Genomic DNA, 21,084 nt, shown 5'->3' on the forward strand with positions numbered 1-21,084 from the left:
GAGTATTAAGTATGAGTATACAGGAACATCTAAAACCGTACTGTCCTAAAGTTATGGATTTTGTGCAGACTCACCAGTCGAAATTATCAAAAATCAATAAAACGTTCATAGCTCTTGTTATTACTGGAGCTGCTTTAGTTTTGATTAGCTTAGCAGTGACTTCACCAGCATTTGTAACTGTTATCTCTGGGATTACTATCGTTGGTGTTATTGCTCTTGTAATTTCAGCAATATTGTTATGGTTAGGGAAGGGGCCTAAATTACTTTCAGAACCTGGTAGTGAAAGTATAACCATTGAAAATCTCAACTTAACTGAAAGACAGGAAACTTAAGGTCCCATCTATTTGTGATTTCGTTTCTTTATTCAGCATTTCTGTAAGAGTCTCTATGAAATTTTCTGAATTTAAAGGTGCTAAAGGATCTTTAATAAGCTCTTCAATAGGTAGACGCATGAGATATTCAGTCAATTCATAGTTCCCTGTAATGCAGACAAGAATATCCCCGGGTTCTATCTTTTGTTTGGTGGGTGAGGTAAGGCGGGAAAATGTTTCCTGCCTTTTTAAAAAGGTTATAGGAGGCGTCTTTCCTACTGATAGAACAGACAAAGTAGTATCTATTGAACAGTAGCTAATAAAAGTCATGGAGACTGTTGCTTCATCACCCTCTGTGGTTTTCTCAAAGGCATCGAAAGTATTAGAGCTTATTTTCTCTAAAGAAGAAGAAAGATTTGCATAAGCAAGGAATAAACTTCGTGCAGATAGGGCATAAAGATAGGATGGAAGTCCTATATCTCCAGCAAGTCCTACAACGCCAATGAGATTCTGATCAGGGATAGAGGCTTTCCATCCATAAAAATGACCTGATAGCTGAATACCTTGAAGATGTTTGGATATAAAAGAGACATTAGGAAATTCTGGGAAAGTAGGACTAAGTAGAGTTTGTTGTAGGGAGGCAAGAATAGCCAATTCTTTCTGGAGCTTATCTCCAGAGGTACGTTCAATTTCTGCTTTTTCTCTTGAATTGAGCAGTAAGAGTAATGTGCAATTAAAGATATTCCCTAATTCATTAATTTCATATCCATAAGGTTGGGGCTCATAACGGATATTATGATTTCCTCTCCATGCGGCTTCCATACATGTTGTAAGTTCTTGAATCGGCTGATTTAACCGTTTGTTGATTTTCGTGAGTATCCAACCCATTAGGATAAAGGCCAAAGAGTAGAAGAAAATTACATTCAAAGGAAGACGAATGGCCTTAGTGATAAACCAAGAAAGTGGAATGATGGATAGGGTATAGGTTCCCTGAATAGGCAGTTTATTTAAAACAATGCCTAGGTATTTTTTATTGTTTATTTTTACGCTTATAAGATTGTGTTCTTGGAGTATTTTTGGGGCTATTTTAACGGGAATAGCTTGTTTCCTAGCAGTGATTTTAGGAAGGTTGGAAATATCTACAGAAAATACTTCAGAAGAGAATTGAGGATTTGAAGCGAAAAGCACTTCACCATATTTGTTTAAGAGACAGATATCTTCATTTTTTAAATGGAGAGATTTAAATAGATCCTTTTGTAAGAAATCCATGGGATAAAAACTAACAAGCAATCCTGCGCTTGTTGGTGAGTTCCATACTTCGATATCTTCAGTAATCACAAGATAATTTTTAGGAAAATTCGAGGAAGTTTCTGAAGAGATAGTAATGATACACGCCTTTCCTGCAGACATGCTCAACTTCTTTTTTATTTCAGGATGACTTTTTAAATAGTGGATAAATGGATCATGAGGATTTTTTGTTTTTACGTTCCCATCAAGAAGAGGAATTAAACAAAGAGAGAAATCCATGTCAGATAGGGCGAACATCTCATCATAAGCTTGAGAGTAGAAATCCTCTGATGATGATGCGTAAGCTTTAAGTGCTAAAGTATTTGCTAGACGCTTGAGGAAGATTTTGTGGATTGTGAGTTTCTTTTCAAATTCTAAGCTGAAGTTTGTCGCATGAGTATGGAGATTCTCCATAAGGTTATTTTTTGCTGCTGAAAAAGAAAATAATGATAGAACTACCAGATTCAAAATTAGAGGAATCGGAATTACCAAAAAAAGGAAGAGCAAGATACGTTTGGTAAAAGTTTGTTTCATGAGTCCGATATTTTAAGAATCAGCAAGGTAATGTCATCATGTTGATGGCAATTTCCTACGAAAGTTTTCACAGATAGCATTAAAGAATGCATAGCATCTTCTGCGCTTTTCCCTACTAAGGTTTGTACAGCGCTTTTTAACCGTTCTTCACCAAACATTTCAAAATCTTTATTATGAGCTTCTGTAATTCCATCTGAATATAAGACAATCAAAGATCCTGGAGCTGGTTGGAAACTTTCTGTAGGAACATCAGGAATGTTAGGAAGAAATCCTAAGGCCATGCCTTGGTGAGAAAGTAGGGAAACATCTCCATTAGGAGATAGATAACATGCAGGATTATGACCACAGGAATAAAACTCTATAACTCCTGTTTTATAGTTATAACTGTAGACACATAGGGTGACAAACATTCCTGAATCAGCGGTGTTTTTATAAAATAAAGAGGATGTTTGTTCTACAGCTTCTTTTATCGAAGGGATTTGTGATAGGAATGTCCGCAGCATATTCTTCAGGAATAGAGAGTATCCACAAGCGTGGACACCTTTCCCAGAAGCATCAGCAACGATTAAAAATAATGTAGCTTGATTACCTTCACCTACGATAAAGGCATCGAAGAAATCACCCCCTACAGTAATAGCAGGGATATACGCTTTCGCTAATTCCGTATAAGGATAGTTAGGAAGAGTATTTGGTAGGAGTCTTTGCTGAGCTTGCTCTCCAAGGCGGAGAGCATTTTGAGCACTTTCTTTTATTTCATAATTTTTCTCTGCTAAGGTTTGTTGTTGGTCTAGACTTTGTACCATGGCGTTAAAAATATGACCCAACCTGTTCACTTCGAATCCTAGGGAATCATCGACATAAGGATCTCGAATATTTTCTCTCGTTTGTATGATGACAGTGGCGAGTTTGCGAATAGGCAAGGATAATCTTTTAGCAGCGAGATAAGCGATCATACTTCCTAAAACAACGCATAAAAAGTAAGCAAAATAAATTAACGTACGTTTCCAGAAGGACGAAAAAAGCTCAGCTTTTGTCCCATAAGAAAGAACCTGCAAATCCATATTAGGGACGTTAGCGAGATAACTCCATATTTCCCGATTCCCATTTTTAAAAGAGAAAAAATTTGGTTCTATAGGTAAGGGAGTTAGCGAGAGGGGCTTTAGAGAAATGCCTTTTGGGCATGTACTTTCATCTAAGAAAGTATCGCAAAATTGCTTTTGAGTAACATTATGATAAATAGATCGAAGATCTAAGCCCGGATCAGAAGCTTTTAAGATGATACCATCTTTAGATAAAATAGCTGTTTTTATATTGAAGTAGGCCTGAGTATTTACAAGAATATCTTCAAGAAATTTTTCAATATTATGTGTTGTATAAAGAATACCTAGAAGTTCATGAGTATCATTATCGAAGATATTTACCTGCATTATTGAAAAAACTTCATGACTATCTGAAGATTGTTTAAATGTTGCTGAGAAAGGCAAATCGTTGGGAATGTCTATTTTATTTTGATAATTTTCTCCAAGATGGTTCGGAAGACTAGAGGCTACAACAATTTTCTCTCCATTAGACTGGAGCTTAATTAAAGAGATTTCGTCATATGTTGAGCTAAATATTCTTTGCATTTCATTACTAAGCTCAACATTAGGAATAGAGGGAATCCCCTCATCAAGATCTAAAACTTCTGAGAATAGAGCTAAAACATCAGCATTTAGCGGGACTATTTGCATGAGAGTATCCACTTTAAAAGCAGCATTTTCTTTAAAAGCTACCATAACTGATGAAACTGTAGTCTGGTATTGTCTGAGGTTGAGTAGGACAATATTAATCCCTAGAGGAATTAATATTGCAGCTACACATGCTAGCCACAAACGATAGCCTATCGTTTTTGTAAAAGGGATCATCTACATTAAATTAGTAGTTATAAGAAGGTCTCTGCAAGATCGTGCTGGTCTTCATAAATCTTCTTTTTTCATTTTTTTAAGTATATAGAAAATTTTGCTTAAGCAGACATCTACTATTTAACGTACCAGGAGAGTTTTATATCTTGTAGCTTGTCTGAGAAAAAAAATAAGATGTTTAACAAAGAGATGTTACAAAAAGATAATCGCTTTCTAGTTGTTCCCAGAAAGCGATACACGTGCTATTCTATTCTCCAGAAAATGGATTAGAATCTTTAAATAATCCTTCAGGACCGAGTTCTTCTTCTATGGCCATAAGCCTGTTATACTTGGCAATGCGCTCAGAGCGTGATAGTGATCCTGTTTTAATTTGTCCTGTGTTGAAAGCTACAGCAAGATCTGCAATTGTTGTATCTTCAGTTTCTCCGGATCTGTGGGAGAGGATAGTCGTATACCCTTGATTATGAGCAAGTTGTATAGCTTCAGAAGTTTCTGTTAATGTGCCAATTTGATTTGGTTTAATTAATACAGTATTAGCAAGACCTCTACTAATCCCATCCGCTATCAATTCGGGATTGGTAACGAAGAGATCATCCCCCACGATTTGAATGCTTTCACCAAGTTCTGCTGTTAGTAATTCCCAACCATCGAAATCTTCTTCGGCGAGACCATCTTCTATAGAATCGATAGGATAGTGGTCGCAAAGATCAGCAAGTATGCTAACTTGTTCTTGATAACTCTTTCCATCATAGGTTTCTGTTTTCGTATCATAGAAAGAAGATGCTGCGCAGTCGAGAGCTAAGGAGATATCCTCACCAGGTTGGAAACCAGCTTTTTCGATAGCAAGTACGAGAAGATCCAGAGCTTCAGAGTTAGATTTTAGTTGTGGAGCAAAGCCCCCTTCATCACCAACTCCTGTAGCTAAATTCTTGTCATTGAGGATATTTTTCAAAGTATGAAAAACATCAGCACCCATGCGCACAGCTTCTTTTAGAGACGTTGCTCCAATAGGGCGAATCATAAACTCTTGAAATTGCAATCCGTTATTCGCGTGCATACCGCCGTTAATAAGATTCATCATAGGACAAGGAAGCACATGAGCGAAACACCCCCCTATATAACGGTAAAAAGAACGTCCTAAGGTAGCTGCTGCAGCTTTTGCTGCTGCTAGGGAAACTCCTAAAATTGCATTAGCTCCTAGTTTCTCTTTATTTGGCGTACCGTCAGCCTCTACCATGATAGAGTCAATGAGGATTTGATCGAATATACTAACTCCTTGTAAGACCGGAAGGAGTACTTCTTTTACATTTTTTACAGCTTGTAAAACACCTTTCCCTTGGAATCGAGAACTATCTTGATCACGAAGTTCTAAAGCTTCTTTTATTCCTGTAGAAGCTCCCGAAGGCACACAAGCTTCTCCAAAAGTGCCTGCGTCTGTAGTTACTTTAACATATAATGTTGGATATCCTCTGGAGTCTAAAATTTCTCTAGCTTGGATATCGGAAATGACAACTTCTAACATGAGTCTTTAATCTCTTTTGTCAAGGGGTTGGATACTAGCTCCCAAAGACCTATTTAACATAATCTGAATGTGCTGATTATATTATCAGATGAGATTACGTGTGGGGAGAGCTTAATGGCAATATTAGGTTCTGATTTTACAAAAAGCAAGCAGATTTCATTTGAGATTTTTACAATATTTTATGAGAGATAAAGAAGCTGTTCCTTAGCGGCTTTCATTTTATCTCGATATTTTGCAGCCTCATCAAATCGAAATTCATGAGCAGCTTGCTGCATAAGATTTTCATATTTTTTTATAAGTTTTTCTAATTCTTTTGTAGAAAGTGGAACCTTAGGAGTTTCTTCAGTTTCTTTTTTCCCTCCTTGAGGAATAGGATTAGCAAAGATCGCTTTAATAATTGGCTTAGGCGTAATATTATTTGCTTTATTATAATCCAGTTGTATCTGTCGACGACGTTCTGTTTCTTTTAAAGTTTGTTCTATAGAGCGTGTCTTTTGATCGGCATAAAAGATCACTTTACCTGCTACATTTCTTGCTGCTCTTCCACAAAACTGTATTAAAGAAGATGTACTACGTAAAAAGCCCTCTTTATCCGCATCAAGAATAGCGACTAAGGAGACCTCAGGAAGATCTAATCCTTCTCGAAGTAAGTTTACGCCTATAAGTACATCAATATTTCCCAAACGCAAATCTGCAAGAATGCGAGTACGTTCTGCAGTTTCTATTCCAGAATGTAGATATGCTGCGGCGATATCTAATTCTGAAAGGAATGCGGCGATATCCTCGGCAAGTTTTTTAGTAATAGAAATTACTAAAATCTTTTCCTGAGATTTAGATAAGCGTTTTCGGATCTCTTCAAGTAGATCATCTACCTGCCCTGTTGCGGGACGAATTTCTGGAATGAGGTCAGGAATTCCTGTAGGACGGATAATTTGTTCTACAATATATCCACGACTTTCGTTTAATTCTGTCTCTCCTGGAGTTGCAGATACATAAATTACATTATGGAAATACTTCTGAGCTTCTTCATAAGTTAAAGGGCGGTTATCATAAGCAGAGGGAAGACGAAAACCGTATTCTACTAAGGATTGCTTTCTAGATAGATCTCCACGGTACATAGCTCGTATTTGAGGTAGAGTTTGATGCGATTCATCTATTACTAATAGGAAATCTTTAGGAAAATAATCTAATAGACAAGCGGGAGGTGCTCCCGGAGGCATTTTTGTGAAATGACGAGAATAGTTTTCTATTCCTTTACAGAAGCCTGTCTCTTTTATCATTTCGATATCGTGAGTAGTTCTATGGAATAATCTATCTTGTTCTATAGGGCGATCCTGGAAGAACAACATACGTTCTTCTAATTCTTCACGTATAGAACGTATAGCTTGTTCTCGCACAGCTTCGGGAGTGACGTAGTGTGATCCTGGATAAATAATGGCTGAGGTTACGGATGCCATAGGAATCATAGTTAAAGGATCGCTGTATTCTATGGAAGATAGCGTATCATTGAAAAACTCTAGACGGATAGCTTGATCACTTTCATAGGCAGGGAAAATATCTATGACGCTACCGCGTTCACGAAATGTTGAACGTTGTGCTACTGGAGAAGCTTGGTAGTTCATTTTTACAAGCCGAGCAGCAAGTGCTATACGAGGATACTCCTTTCCTACTTCTAATTCTAAAGCCATAGAAGCATAGTTTTCAGGAGAACCAATACCATAAATACAAGATACAGAAGAAACAATTAAAGTATCTCTGCGCTCTAAAATAGATCGTGTTGCAGATAAACGTAGTTTATCGATTTCACTATTGATTAAGAGGCTTTTTTCTATGTAAGTATCATTACGAGCGATATATGCTTCAGGTTGATAGTAGTCATAGTAAGAGATGAAATACTCAACAGCATTATTGGGGAAGAACTCTTTGAATTCTTGGTATAACTGTGCTGCTAATGTTTTGTTATGCGCCAATACGAGTGTGGGGCGGTTAACATTCGCAACAACATTAGCAATGGTGAAAGTTTTTCCTGACCCTGTGGTCCCTAAGAGTACTTGCGATTGTGTATTATTACGTATGCCTTCAGTAAGTTTAGCAATAGCTTCCGGCTGATCGCCACAAGGGGAAAAAGCAGCTCGTAATTCAAAAGTCATAGGCATGAATAAGTTATAGCGATAGACGAGAACGCCATTTATGGCTTAACCCTAGGGTACTATGAACTTCTTCCATAGTTTCTTTTGCTATAGCACGCATTTTTTCCGTGCCTTGCTGCAATGCTTCTTGAAGAATTAGAGGTTTTGCTAATAGCTCAGCACGTTTTTCTTTAAAAGGTTGTAAGAAGAAAATCAGCTCTTCAGCAAGACGTGCTTTTACTTCGACATCCTTTATACATCCTTGACGGTAACGTGTTTTAAACTCTTCAACTTCTTCTTTATTAGGATTGAAAATATCATGATAGATGAATAGGGGGTTCCCTTCGACGCGACCTGGAGTCGTGGCATGAATCCGATTTGGGTCGGTATACATTCTTCTAATCTTATCTTTGATAGTGGCGTCATCATCAGAAAGATATATAGCATTGTTTGCTGATTTACTCATTTTTCCTTGTCCGTCAATACCTACTAGAGAGGTAAGCTCTCCTTGTAGAGTTTCAGGTTCAGGGAAAATTTCTCCGTATAACCGGTTGAAATTGCGTGCAATATCACGTGTGAGCTCTACGTGAGCTTCGTTATCTTTACCTACGGGAACAAGCTGAGCTTTTGCAAGAAGAATATCAGCGCTCTGTAATACAGGATAACCTACTAGTCCGAAAGACAAGCCACCTTCTTCAATGGAGGCATTTTTTGCCATTTCTTTAAGACTAGGAATTCCCATGATTCGGTTAATGGAAATTAGCATAGAAAATAGCAAATGGAGTTCGTAAATCTCAGGAATTGCTGATTGTAGATAAATAGTAGACTTATTTGGATCTATCCCCACACTCAACCAATCTGCAAGAACTTCATAAATGTGATTATCAACATCTAAGACCTGTTCTTTACGTATTCGAGTTGTAAGAGTGTGGAGATCCGCAACGATGAAAAAGCAATCGTAGGCAGGGTTATTCTGTAAATATAAGCGATTTTTTATGGAACCCACCCAATGACCTAAATGCAACTTTCCTGTTGGTCGGTCACCGGTAAGTACGCGCTTTTTCTTATTCATAAATCTTTATTTATTGAAAAGATTTCTCTAGTTCTTCGAAATGATTTTTCAATGATACTATATCTTCTTGAATTTCTTGGAGGTTTTTTTCCCCCACAGGGTTCTTTTGTGCTTCCAAAAGTCTTGCTAATAGATGACGAATCAAATGGCAGGTGTTTTGAACATCGGTCATTAATAAGAACTCTTGTCCATCTACTCTAGATAAACGATTCAAAAATACACAGCGTTCTTGCTGAGATAGCATATCTGATGTAATGAAGTTAATGAATTCCCCACGTTCGTGAATATCTTTAGCTACACGAATAAGCATCATAAATTCAGCAATTAGGCTTTGAGCCGCTTGTTTTTGTTCTACAGGAAGCTCGTGAATCAGTTTTCCGTTGATAAGCATTTCAAAAAAGAAATTCGCTGTTTCCTGTTGGCCGTTAGAGCAGTTAAAAACAACATTTTGAAATTCTCGGAATGTAGTGTAGCCAATAGCAGTGGCGAAAATTCTTTTTAAATTTCCTTCAAGAATAAGAAAAACATTATCTTCTAGTTCTAGTGTTTTTGATTTAGCTGCCATATTTAGACCTTTGTATTGGGAAAGAAATTACTTTTAACTTTTTGAAGCTTTTTTATCAATTTTTCAAGGGCAGCCTGATCCTCAGGAGATAATTCTGAGCATTTTTTTAATAATTGCGAGCCTTTGGAAAGTATAGCTAATGCTTGTTTCGCCAAACAAGTTTGACGACGATCTGTAGAAATTAAAGGAAATTCTTTTCTAATAATATCTAAGAGTTCTCCTTTGCTCTCCCCACGATAGTTACGGATAATGGCTTCTTTTTTTTCTTGAGGCCCTTGTCGAGAAGCTAATGTATAAATTGCTTGTCTGGGCATTTTTTCAGCTTCTATTTTCAAAGGCTCAGGAAGAGTAGAAAATAGTTCGTAATATACAAGAAAATTATAGGGAGTTTGTCGATTCCCATAGGTAATAAGTAACCAAGCAGAGAAGGCTCCTTCACGATAAGTTTTTAATAAATCGCGGACTTTTTTTATGCGTTCCCCATGCAAGAGCACTGCCTGATGATGGATTTGTTTTATTTGAGCAGAGAGATTACAGAGACTTTTAAAATCTTCTTCGGAAATCTGATCTTCAAATGTATAGTTTTCTAAAAGTTGACGGAACTTTTCTTCTTCTTTTTGGGATAATTTTACATCGGAAAATCTGCTTAAGAAAGGTGAGAGCTCTCCTTCCATACGCTTGCGTGTTAGCGTTTCCATTTTATCTTGAGTGTTTTTCCTGAAGCGGCTCTCTAACAAAGTTTTTAAATTTCCCATAGGATTACATATCCCTCAGTAAAATTAACAATTCTTTAGTCAGGTTTAGGTAATCCTCAGAAGCTCGTGCTGAAGGTGCTGTGGCAAATACAGGCTTCCCATGGATTGCTGCTTCAGAAATCGTAATGTCTCTACGGATTTTAGTGTTTAATAGCCTTCCGGGGAATGTTTTATGAATTAAATCAGCAAACGCTGCGTTATTTCTTCCACGATAGTTCCAGAAAGAGAGGGCGACCCCGAGAATATTCAGGGGATGTCTTGAGGAAATGCCCTGAATAAATGAGGATAGTCTTTCTAGGCCTTTAACACTATAGAACTCAGGAGTAGCACAAATTAGAGCATATTGTGCTGCAATCAAAGCAGATTCTGTAAGCCAACATAAAGACGGAGGAGTGTCAATAATAACGTAGTCATACTCATTTTCAACAGAGGCTAAAATATGTTTGAGTCGTTCATGAGAATAACGATCTGCAGCTAAATTTCCAGAAACCTCGATACGTTCTAGCCAGGTGTCCGCGGGAATTAGATCTAATCCCGTATCCTCAATAGGACGGATCACCTCACGAATATTTTTTTCCCCCTGGAGTACGACAGCTAAGCTATCATAACAATCGGGATCCAGACCTAGTCCTGAAGTAAGATTTGCTTGAGCATCAAAATCAATAAGAAGCACGCGGGCGTTATGATATTGTGCTAAAGCAGCTCCTAAATGCAGAGTGGTTGATGTCTTTGCTGTTCCACCTTTAAAGCTATTGACAGCGATGGTTTTCATGCGAGATGCTCGTCCTTGGATCTGGGTTTTCTACAATAGTGGAGTTAAACTCAAAGAGTTCTTTTCTTCAAGTATAGTGTTTATGAATGTCTCTACTGTCATAGCATTTAAAACACGGTTGTCTCGGGTGCGTACAGCTAGAGTATTTTCTTCTATTTCCCGATCTCCTAAAGTGACCATATAGTTGACTTGCATATTTTGTGCATTCCGGATTTTCTTGCTCACGGATTCATTAGAATCATCCACGGTAACTATAAGACCTAATTTTTGCCATACGGTAGCAAGCTCTTTAGCTCGGGGTTGATGGCGATCTGCTACAGTGATTAACCGAATATGTTCAGGGCTTAGCCATAGAGGAAATTTTCCTTTAAAATGTTCAATGAGAATTCCTAAAAATCTCTCAATAGAACCAAACAAAGCGCGGTGTAGCATAATAGGAGTACTTTTCTCTCCCTGTGCATTTGTATACTCTAATTCAAAACGTTCGGGCAAGAACATATCTAATTGTATCGTTCCACATTGCCATGTACGTTGAATAGCGTCTTTTACATGAATATCAATTTTCGGTCCGTAAAAGGCTCCGTCTCCAGGATTGATGATGAAAGGTGTGTTAGAATTTACAAGAGCACGTTCTAAAGCTGTTGTTGCTAATTCCCATAGCTCATCGCTGCCAATAGTTGCTTTTTCTGGACGTGTGGATAGTTCTAGGTGATATTCAAGACCGAATGTTGAGTATAATTCAGAAACTAGATTTAAAATATTCAGAGTTTCTTCTTCTACTTGCTCTGGAGTTAGAAATACGTGAGCATCATCTTGATGGAATGCGCGTACACGCATCAGTCCCGAGAGAGCTCCAGAAATTTCATAACGGTGAACGTGCCCAATCTCCGCAACACGTAAAGGAAATTCCTTATAGCTGTGTAAGCGTGTTTTATAATATAGCATGCATCCGGGGCAGTTCATCGGTTTAATTGCATAGTCTTCTTCATCTATTTTTAGAGTATACATGTTCTCTTTGTAGTTGCTCCAATGTCCAGAAACTTCCCAAAGACTACGATTCATAAGCTGAGGGGTTAGGATTTGCTTGTAGCCCGCAAGTTGATGGAGACGTTTCCAATAACCTATTAAAGCGTCCCAAATAATCATTCCCCTAGGATGGAAAAAAGGCATGCCTGCTGAGCATTCTTGTTGTGAGAAGAGATCGAGTTTTGCTCCTAAAACGCGATGATCGCGTTTTTTCGCTTCTTCTAATTGATGAAGATGTTCCTTTAATTCTTTTGTTGTGGGGAAAGATACTCCATAAATTCTTACTAAGGATTCCCGGCTAGGATCGCCTCTCCAATAAGCTGCTGATGTGCGTAGGAGTTTAAAAGCTTTTACAGGAGAAGTAGAGGGGAGATGAGGCCCTCGACAAAGATCTGTAAATTCTCCTTGGGAATAGGCTGTGATACTTTCTCCTTCAGGGAGTTCTTGGATTAACTCTACTTTAAATGGGTTGGAAGCGAATTCTTTTAAGGCCTCTTGCTTATCATGAAATGTTTTTTTAGATATTTCAAACTTTGCTTGGGCTATTTGCTCCATCATATTTTCGATCATGAGGAAATCGTCTTCGCTTACGGAAAGATTGGCAAAATCATAATAGAATCCCTGATCTATAACAGGACCAATTGTTGGAACGGCTTTGGGCCAGAGACGTAATACAGCCTGAGCTAAGATGTGGGCAGAAGTATGTAGAAAAATCTCTCGTCCTTCAGGATCTTCGCAGGTGACAAATCTTAAGGCATCTCCCTCTTTTAGGGTTGTGGATAGATCTTTAATTTGATCATTTATGACAACGCCAGCAAAGTAATGAGAATTTTTTATTTTGCTCGCGAAATCAGCAGCAGTAGCGCCTTCAGGCAGCTCAAAAGTTTCATTGTTGCAAATTACGCGGATCATCTTCTCTCCATTAAGAGTTTTTCTAAGTCTGTTATTGTAACGTTTTTCCGGATCAAAGCAAGGGAGTTTTCTTAAAAAAAAACTTAATATTTAGGTGAGAGGATAAAGGTTTTTTTTGATGAGTTTATAGATAACAATATATTTGAGTTGGAGCCAAAGTTTTATTCTTTTACAATAAGCTATTTTCTATTCCAGAAATGATTTCTTCATGTCTATTTTTTTAGTATTTTTTACCGCTTTTATCTGGTCCTCATCTTTTGCTTTTAGCAAATTAGCCATGGAGGCCTCAGCTCCTTTATTTGTAACAGGAAGCCGGATGCTTATTGCTGGTTTGGTTTTAGCAGGGATAGTTTTTTGGAAAAAGGGATCTTTGAAATTACCAAAACAGGTTTATATTCCTGTTTTAATTTTGGCTGTAGTTGGATTCTATCTAACGAATGTCTGCGAGTTTTTAGGTTTACAAAACTTATCTTCTTCAAAGGCTTGTTTTATCTACGGGCTTTCTCCGTTTATTTCGGCTTTGTTTTCTTACATCCAGTTACGAGAAACTGTAACGATGAAGAAAATCGGTGGATTAAGCCTCGGGTTATTCGGCTACCTATCTTATCTATTTTTTGGGGGAGATAGGTCTGCAAATACATGGAGTTGGCAATTAGGGATTCCTGAACTTCTATTGTTACTAGCGACTTGTTTTTCTGCGTTTGGTTGGACATTATTAAGAAAAATAGAAAAGAATTCCTCTTTATCGGTAATGGCGATAAACGCCTATGCGATGCTTATATCCGGAGTTTTATCTTTAGGACATTCTATAATTGTTGAGACATGGAATCCTATTCCTGTGAGTAACGGAATCGTATTTATTCAAGCAATTTTCTGCCTTGTATTGTTCTCCAACCTTATTAGCTATAATTTATATGCGAAGTTGTTGAGAAAATATTCTTCGACATTCCTTTCTTTCTGTAATCTCGTTATGCCTTTATTTTCGGCATTTTACGGCTGGTTGTTGTTAGGGGAGAGTCTATCAGGATCTTTACTGCTAGCTGTTGTTTTTATGGTTGTAGGTTGTCGCCTAATCTATCATGAAGAATTTCGCCAGGGCTACATTGTTTCCTAATGTACAGCAGCTTTACATAAAAAAAGGCTCAACAACAATGGTTGAGCCTTTTTATTATCTTAAGAATATAAAAAAATATCTTAACTAAATATTGCTGATGTTGTTTGTGTTTGAGAATCAGCAATGTTTTGTAGAGTTTGCAGGGCAGAGTTGAAACTTTGTTGCGATTGCTCTTGAAGCTGTTGCGCTTGTCCTGCGTACTGACTTTGAATAGAAGAAAGTTGTTTCAATTCTTCAGCGTGAGCTTCAGCCATACCTGCTTGTTTTTGGTGATGAGCAATTTCAGCACCCATAACACCTCCAACGATCCCGTCGATACCTGCTGTGAGAGCGTGAACCATTTGAGACATCTGCATGGATGTAGAAAGGGCTCTACCAGCAAAAGCAGCAGCACGTCCCCCCTGAGTTTTTACTACGTTCATCCCTCGGGAAACTTTATCTTTCCAGCCAGGAGTGTTTAACACTTTACCGAATAATCCACCTGAGCCTTTTGCAGCGCCTGCAGCTGCTTTCGCAGCCCCCGCGGCCATATCATTCGCCAATCCTGCTGCTGCTTTCGCCGCTCCAGAAGCAGCAGAACCTGCAACACCAGAAGCGGCCGTTGTTGCTGTTTTAGTGGCTGCCGTGGCTGCATCTGTGGCAACTTTCGAAGCTTGAGAGGCAGCAGAACTCGCTGCGGATCCCGCTGCACCTGCTGTTTCTTTTGCAAATGCAGCGGATTTTAATCCCCCTAAGCTTTTTGCTGCAGAGAGAAGACCTCCACCGACGGAAACTGCGAAACCAACGATGTTAACGATACCGGAGATCATACTTTGTTTAGCTTGAGTTTCTGTAGCAGCAGCTTGGTGATTTGCTTGAGTTCTAATAGCATTCCCTATTTCTGGAGCCAAAGCCACTTGGTTTTGAATTGCCTGGTTTTGTTGTTGAAACTGTGAAGACCAAGATTTTGCACTAGATTGTGCAAGTAAAGTCATAATTAGTCCCAATAAGGCAAGAGTTCCCATACCTTTTTTGATTACTACGCCATTCACTTCTGTATTGTCAGGGACAGGAAGTTGGGGGAGCTCGTAGTTATTTTGCTGTAGACCTTTGGGTCCTTTTACAGCTTGAGCTGTAACAGTGCTCGATGCGCTAGCTACTGATGTAGAGGTAGAAGTTTTACCAGATTTATCAGTTTTAGAGCTTTTTGATGTTTGTGAGGTAGATTCTTTTTTAGAGGTTCCTTGAGCTTGCGTCTCTTGGATTAGATCCTCAAAACCTGCAGCCGCAGCCTCTTCTTGAGTTCCTTGAGCATTAGCTGGTTTTTGTTGTCCTTGAGCTTTAGAAGCTGCCTGACTGGCATTTTGTGCAAGCTGAGCAGCTAATGAAGGATCAGTATTATTATTTCCACTAACTCCTGATGTCATAGCAAAAATGTCCCCTTAATAAATAATTTTATACTGCTGACGCTAAGCCCGAGCTGATAGCTTGGAAGGCTTTAGCAATCTGAGCACCTAATTTAGTTGCTTGTTGCTGCATTTCATTTGCACTGTCAGTTTGTTTCGCGGCGATTTTACTTGCCTGTTGCCAAAACATCGTAAACATCTTCATCATCTCAGATTGAGCGGTGAGCATTCCCGTTTTTTTCTGAATGTCGGCAAGTTCGGTTTGCATTTCAGATAACTTAAGATCTCCAATACCCTTAACTAAGGCAGGAACGGCAACAACCAGCCCCATTCCGGCAGCGACCCATTTGTTTCCTAAAGTATTCAGCACTTTAGAAAGCCTTGGGAAGGATTTAGCAAGGGCTTTTTGCCCTGTTTGGAAGATCTTAGACATGTTTTTCATCAATGTTTTCACAGCAGCTTTAATAGCTTGTTTGATGACTTGTTTAATACCCTGTTTTACAGCTTCTTTAATAGCTTGTGTGATAGCTTGCTTAATGGATTCAACAATAGCTGTTTTGACAGCTTGCATCACAGCTTGCATGGTAACTTGTGTAGCTACAGTTGTTGCTACGGATGTTGCAGCGGTAGCTCCTGCAGTAGCCCCTGCAGTTGCGGCAGCAGCAGCGGCAGTAGCTCCAGCAGCAGCAGTTCCTATAAGACCTAGACCGCAAGTAAATAGTGCGGCAACAACAGAAATAACAGTGATGGTTACAGAAACAGCAATCATCACAGTGTTTACGGTATTTAGCGTACTGTTACTATCTGCCTTTGATTGAATCTCTTTCATTTTTTGGAATTCTTCACGCTCGGAATCGATCTTCAATCCTTGAGATTCTAAGGATAGGCGGTTCATAGTTGAAGCTTGGGCCTGTGTACTTTGATAGTCAGAAAGAGCCGAAGCTGTAGCTTCTCCAAGAGCAGCAATAGCTTTTGCTAAGGCCATGCTAATTTCCATAACTTCCTGTCTAGGCTTAGTTATGGAAGGTTTAGGAAGAGCTGGAGTTTCTAATCCTTGAATAGCGGAATTCGATGTCCCATTGACAACAGCAGCAACTAGTTCTTGGATTTCTTGTAACTGTGAAGAATCTACAGAAGATAGAGAGGAGAGTGTAGTCTCCAATGTTTTGTTAGCTTCTTCAATTGTAGATTGTAAGTTTACAGCTTGGAAAGCAGCAGCGCCGGCAGTTTGGTTAGCTCCGGCAGCAGCTTCTGCAGATTCAGTCTCTTGACCCGCGGCAATTCCTTGCCCAGCCATGATATTCTCTGAATTTTGAGCTTCAGAAACAGCACTAGTTTTTTCTTTGCCTTGTGTTCCAGCAATACCTGCATCACTTTGCATTTCAGCATTTTTTCCCTGTCGGGTTTGCTGAATTTGCTTAGTTTCATTACCAGCAAGTTTATCAGGGGTTGGTACAGCTTGTGGTGTAGAAGCTAGTACCTGAGCCAAGATATTTTTCTGGTTAGTATTGTCTGGACCTGAGGTAGAGAGAGACATCTGCTAAATTACCCTATATTATCTAATGTTTTCTAAGACTATTGTTTGTCAGAGATATGCTTATTGACTGTTGAAGATAAATTCTTCAATCCGTGGAGAACTGAAGCTAAATCTTTAGCAAACTTTGCATCTTCTTTAGGATTGTTAAATAAACCTTCTGTTAGACTCTCAATGGGTAGGGAATCTAAAGTTCCGTTTAACGCGGCCATCATTTGCGTTAATTGTTTTTCGTCTTGAATCCCAGAAAATGTCTGAGCCAGAGGTAAATCTTCATAAATAGAAGAAACTAAATTCTCTAGATTTGAGATTGCTACTTCTTGCTTGTCTGTTTCATTAGTGAATAACACAGGCGTGGTATCTGCATGTTTTGCAGATGTCTTTTTAGTAGTGCTTTTTTTCGTTTTTCTAACTTTTTTATTCATTTTGGAGTTCTCCTAACCCTAAATTAACGTTTCCCACCGGATCTTTTTTTGGCCGATGTTTTTGATTTAGCAGCGGTAGTTTTTTTCTTTTTTGGAGCTGTTTCTTTGATCATATCTTTGAGAGAGTCTTTCATAATGTTGCAGCGTTCTTTCAAAATTCTGTACTCAGGTTTGTTAGCGCAAATATCAATGGTAATATCTAAGAAATCTCGAGATTCCTCGGCTTGATCTATCTTCATCAAGCTATCAGCTATGTAATAAGGAGGAATTGGGTTTTGAGGCTCTGCATCAAAAGCAAGGAAGAAGCCGAAGGCCGCTTCATTGTACATTTTGAGCTGATGATAGCATGAGCTTAATCCTAAAATATACTTGTAGCACTGGGGTTTTGAAGCTGTAAGGATTTGGAAAAGACCAATTGCTTCATTGTATTTCCCTTGGGAATAGAAGCTATAGGCGATTGTGTAGATCTCTTCTAATAAAACGTCGGATAAACCTAAGATTTGTTGAAGAGTTAATCCGTCACCAAGACCCTGTAAGATGTCCATCAAAGCTTTCTTTGTTTCTTCTTCTGTAGGGACTGGATATTTCTGTTCTAAATCATTAGCCTTAGCTTTTTTTTGTGCAGCAAGCTCAGCGAGTCGGCTACGTGTTTTTTTGTTAAACGAGGCTGATGGCTTTTTAGAATTATTGGAAGTAGGCTTGCTCATTAATATAATTCCTAAAATTAAAATTATTTAATTCATAAATCAATTTTAAAATTAATTAATTCGAAAAGACAAGTTATTAATTTAATGTAATTTGTGATCTTTATAAATAATTATTCTGTAAGTAGTTCTTATTCCAAGGCTTGGAGATTATAAAAATTAGGTTTCTTGACATTAGTTTTTGGGTATTTTACTTTTTGCTTTCGCAAGATCCTTGATTAGAATTTGCTATGAGTTCAAGAAATCCTATTCAACTACTCGATACGATCACTATCAATCAGATAGCTGCAGGAGAGGTAATCGAAAACTCCATATCTGTTGTTAAAGAGTTGGTGGAGAATGCCTTAGATGCTGGGGCTAATGAAATAGAAGTGGAAACTCTAGGAGGAGGACAGGGCTTAATTGTTGTAAAAGACAATGGCTGTGGGATGAGCTCCGAAGATGTTACTCTTGCTCTTAAGCGTCACGCTACCTCAAAGATAGGCGAGTTTTCTGATGTTTTTTCTTTGTCAAGTTTTGGCTTTCGTGGAGAAGCTCTTCCTGCAATCGCTTCTATCTCTAAAATGGAGATCCTTTCTTGCCCCATAGTAGGAGAGGGTTCTAGGACAATCATTCACGGAGGGGAGGTTATTCTATCTGAAGCTAAGCCTCGTCAGCTAGGGACTACGATTTCTATAGACTCGTTATTTTACAATGTTCCTGTGCGTCGGGGGTTTCAGAAAAGTCCTCAAACCGATCGTATAGCTATGAGAAAGCTTTTGGAGAATAGGATCTTATCTGTGGAGAATGTGGGCTGGTCATGGATAAGTGAAAGACAGCAGGAATTTCATATTCTGAAACATCAGGATTTCTCTGAGAGGGTTGCTTTTGTGATGGGAGATGGTTTCATGCAGGAAGCTTTACGCGTGGATAAGGGAGGTAATCTTACGCGTGTTGTAGGTTTTCTAGGTTCACCAGGCTTTCATAGGCCTACACGATTAGGCCAAAGGGTATTTATCAATGATCGTCCCGTAGACTCCATGTTTATATCAAAAAAGATAAGTGAGGCCTACTCAATGCTTTTACCTCCACAAAGATATCCTGTTTTTGTTTTGAAACTTTATCTGCCCCCAGAATGGTGCGATTTTAATGTCCATCCTCAAAAAACAGAAGTAAGGATTCTTAGAGAGGAGTTTGTTGGAGAATTTCTTTCAGAGGCAGTAGGAGAGGTATTAGCACGTCCTCAAGCAGTACCTGTTTTTGATAAAACAACATTTGCTTTGCCTGCGCTACGTTTCTTTGAGGAGCCATGTTTTGAGACTACTTCAGAAGAACCTCTCAACCCTGTTTCTTTGCCGGTAGTAGAATTAACATCATCTTCCTTCGATTCTCTTCCTTTCTTGGATAGAGAACAAGATCCTATGCCTACGGATAAACAAACGGAAATTACCTGGGGAGTTTCTCAAGAAGTGCGTTTTTTAACTTCTTTAGGGAAAATAGTTCTTGCAGAGGACTCGGAAGGCGTTCATGCTATTTTTACAGAAGCTGCTAGAAAACATTTATTTTACTTGTCTTTGGTGGATAGCCAACAACATAATTATAAAAGTCAGTCTTTTTTAGTTCCTCTATGTTTAGAAATCACCCCTCAAGAGCGTGCTTTCCTGTCCACTCATATTGAGGAATTTAAACAGTTAGGAATAGAAATCTCTCAAATGGGTCCCTGTGTATTCGCGATTGAAAGTGCTCCCACATTTGTGGGTGAAGAAGAGTTAAAATCCTGGATACTTTCTTTAGCGCAAGAAGGTCACGCCAAAGTTGATAAAAGATCCATGGCTCTTTTAATTAAGGAAACTCTAACAGGGGCCATGTTTTGTAAAACATTGCGGACATTCGATATTTCTTGGCTGTCTTTGCTCTGGCAATTAGGTAAACCTGAAAAAGCATTTGACGGTACACAAATACGTCGATTAATTTTAGACGAGGATTTTATTAAGGAGTAAATTATGTTCCAAGATCGTGTGGCTAGAGCACAAGCAGCTCTTACAGATTATAGTATAGATGGATTTGTGGTAGAAAGAAGCGAGGATCTTGCGTATTTTCTCGGAGATAAAGTAACCACAGGAACGCTTCTCATAGGTAAAGATGAGGTGGTTTTCTTTGTCTATCGTATGGATAAAGACCTTTACGCAGATCTTCAAGGCCCCTCTCTTATATTTTGTGATAGAAATATAGCAGAATTTCTTCTCCCCTATCTTGAAACAACAGCTTATCAAACTCTAGGTTTCGATAGTCTTCACACCTCGTATCATAGATACCAAGAAAGAGAAAATGCTTCCTGCTCTTGGGTGCCTACAACATTATTTACAGAGAAGTTGCGTAGCATAAAATCCGCAGATGAAATAGAAAAAATGCGTCAAGCAGCCGCTTTAGGTTCCGAAGGATATGATCATGTTCTTTCGGTATTACAAGAGGGTATAACAGAACAAGAAGTTGTGCGCCTACTTCGTGTATTTTGGGCAAAAGCCGGTGCTGAAGGGCCTTCATTTTCTCCAATTGTGGCTTTTGGTCATCATTCTGCCTTTCCTCATGCAGTGCCTACAGACAGGGCGTTACGCAAAGGGGATATCGTACTTATTGATATAGGAGTTCTATATCAGGGCTATTGTTCGGATATGACACGGACAGTGGCATGGGGTCGTCCTGATACACGTCTTGTTGAAAGTTATCCCGCGGTTGTAAAAGCTCAGCAAGCTGCTATGAAATTGTGTTGTGCCGGAGCTTTATGTCTAGATATTCATGAAGAGGCTGCACGCATATTACGAAAATACGAAATCGAAGAATATTTTTGCCACGGCGTAGGACACGGTGTAGGAAGGAATATTCATGAATATCCTCAGCTTTCTCCAAAATCTGGCGCAACTACCTTAGAAACTGGAATGACAGTTACTGTTGAACCTGGAGTTTATTTTCCAGGAATTGGAGGCATACGTATCGAAGATACGGTGTTGATAGATGGTAATAAAAATTTTAGTTTAACCGATCGACCCGTATCTACGGAGTTAGTTTTCTTATAAAAGTATTCTCTCTTTGTTTAATTATTTTTTAATGTTAAACACTGTTACTTTTGTTTGTATAAATTGATTTTTTTTCTCTAATC

The 21,084-nt window shown here is 38.6% G+C and carries 17 protein-coding genes; 4 read left to right on the forward strand and 13 right to left on the reverse strand.

Annotated features, from left to right (window positions below; genetic code table 11):
* The first annotated feature begins 11 nt into the window (after positions 1-11).
* On the forward strand, positions 12-332 hold the full coding sequence (locus O1W70_RS03190; RefSeq protein ID WP_332380886.1) for a hypothetical protein: 321 nt from the start codon (positions 12-14) through the stop codon (positions 330-332).
* Here the strand turns inward: O1W70_RS03190 and O1W70_RS03195 are convergent.
* The 9 genes from O1W70_RS03195 to thrS form a co-directional block, all read right to left on the reverse strand.
* Positions 309-2,132: a regulator of sigma subunit gene (locus tag O1W70_RS03195; protein WP_332380888.1), complete on the reverse strand. Its 1,824-nt coding sequence runs from the start codon at positions 2,130-2,132 to the stop codon at positions 309-311. The two genes, O1W70_RS03190 and O1W70_RS03195, sit on opposite strands and share 24 nt — an antisense overlap.
* Positions 2,129-4,036 carry a PP2C family protein-serine/threonine phosphatase gene (locus tag O1W70_RS03200; RefSeq protein ID WP_332380890.1) on the reverse strand — a complete coding sequence of 636 codons (1,908 nt, stop codon included), beginning with the start codon at positions 4,034-4,036 and terminating at the stop codon, positions 2,129-2,131. The genes O1W70_RS03195 and O1W70_RS03200 overlap by 4 nt, the downstream gene beginning before the upstream one ends.
* A 244-nt stretch (positions 4,037-4,280) precedes the next feature.
* Positions 4,281-5,555: a phosphopyruvate hydratase gene (gene eno / locus O1W70_RS03205; protein WP_332380892.1), complete on the reverse strand. Its 1,275-nt coding sequence runs from the start codon at positions 5,553-5,555 to the stop codon at positions 4,281-4,283.
* A gap of 179 nt (positions 5,556-5,734) precedes the next feature.
* Complete coding sequence (uvrB, locus tag O1W70_RS03210; protein WP_332381175.1) at positions 5,735-7,705, reverse strand: excinuclease ABC subunit UvrB; 1,971 nt, start codon at positions 7,703-7,705, stop codon at positions 5,735-5,737.
* Between the two features lie 13 nt (positions 7,706-7,718).
* Positions 7,719-8,756 (reverse strand): tryptophan--tRNA ligase, encoded by a 1,038-nt coding sequence (gene trpS, locus O1W70_RS03215; protein WP_332380894.1) that lies wholly within the window; start codon positions 8,754-8,756, stop codon positions 7,719-7,721.
* A gap of 10 nt (positions 8,757-8,766) precedes the next feature.
* Positions 8,767-9,321, reverse strand: coding sequence for a CT584/Cpn0803 family type III secretion system protein (locus tag O1W70_RS03220; protein WP_332380896.1), 555 nt, complete (start codon positions 9,319-9,321; stop codon positions 8,767-8,769).
* A 2-nt stretch (positions 9,322-9,323) separates the two neighbouring features.
* The gene (locus O1W70_RS03225; RefSeq protein ID WP_332380898.1) at positions 9,324-10,076 is read right to left on the reverse strand and encodes a pGP6-D family virulence protein; all 753 of its coding nucleotides are present in this window, start codon (positions 10,074-10,076) and stop codon (positions 9,324-9,326) included.
* Positions 10,077-10,080: 4 nt separating this feature from the next.
* A complete protein-coding gene (locus O1W70_RS03230) occupies positions 10,081-10,848 on the reverse strand; it encodes a ParA family protein (protein ID WP_213241803.1) in 768 nt (255 codons plus the stop codon).
* Between the two features lie 30 nt (positions 10,849-10,878).
* Positions 10,879-12,786, reverse strand: coding sequence for a threonine--tRNA ligase (thrS, locus tag O1W70_RS03235; protein ID WP_332380902.1), 1,908 nt, complete (start codon positions 12,784-12,786; stop codon positions 10,879-10,881).
* Positions 12,787-12,994: 208 nt separating this feature from the next.
* Between thrS and O1W70_RS03240 the strand changes: the two genes are divergently transcribed.
* Entirely contained in the window at positions 12,995-13,900 is a 906-nt protein-coding gene (locus O1W70_RS03240) for a DMT family transporter (RefSeq protein WP_332380904.1), read from the forward strand.
* Between the two features lie 80 nt (positions 13,901-13,980).
* On the opposite strand, the gene sctE is transcribed toward O1W70_RS03240, so the two are convergent.
* Genes sctE through O1W70_RS03260 form a run of 4 tightly spaced genes read right to left on the reverse strand, consistent with a single transcriptional unit; the run spans position 13,981 to position 17,951 of the window.
* Positions 13,981-15,306 (reverse strand): type III secretion system translocon subunit SctE, encoded by a 1,326-nt coding sequence (sctE, locus tag O1W70_RS03245; protein ID WP_332380905.1) that lies wholly within the window; start codon positions 15,304-15,306, stop codon positions 13,981-13,983.
* Positions 15,307-15,334: 28 nt separating this feature from the next.
* Positions 15,335-16,822 carry a secretion system protein gene (locus O1W70_RS03250; RefSeq protein WP_332380907.1) on the reverse strand — a complete coding sequence of 496 codons (1,488 nt, stop codon included), beginning with the start codon at positions 16,820-16,822 and terminating at the stop codon, positions 15,335-15,337.
* Between the two features lie 38 nt (positions 16,823-16,860).
* Positions 16,861-17,244, reverse strand: a complete 384-nt coding sequence (locus O1W70_RS03255) for a hypothetical protein (protein ID WP_332380909.1) — start codon at positions 17,242-17,244, stop codon at positions 16,861-16,863.
* Between the two features lie 23 nt (positions 17,245-17,267).
* Complete coding sequence (locus tag O1W70_RS03260) at positions 17,268-17,951, reverse strand: SycD/LcrH family type III secretion system chaperone (protein ID WP_332380911.1); 684 nt, start codon at positions 17,949-17,951, stop codon at positions 17,268-17,270.
* 227 nt (positions 17,952-18,178) lie between these two features.
* Here O1W70_RS03260 and mutL point away from each other — a divergent pair, with 227 nt between their 5' ends.
* Both mutL and O1W70_RS03270 read left to right on the forward strand, forming a co-directional pair.
* Entirely contained in the window at positions 18,179-19,927 is a 1,749-nt protein-coding gene (gene mutL, locus O1W70_RS03265; RefSeq protein WP_332380913.1) for a DNA mismatch repair endonuclease MutL, read from the forward strand.
* Positions 19,928-19,930: 3 nt separating this feature from the next.
* Positions 19,931-21,001, forward strand: coding sequence for a Xaa-Pro peptidase family protein (locus tag O1W70_RS03270; RefSeq protein ID WP_332380915.1), 1,071 nt, complete (start codon positions 19,931-19,933; stop codon positions 20,999-21,001).
* Positions 21,002-21,084: the final 83 nt, after the last annotated feature.

Origin of the sequence: Chlamydia sp. 16-02 (assembly GCF_042235055.1) — a bacterium.
Taxonomy (GTDB): domain Bacteria; phylum Chlamydiota; class Chlamydiia; order Chlamydiales; family Chlamydiaceae; genus Chlamydia.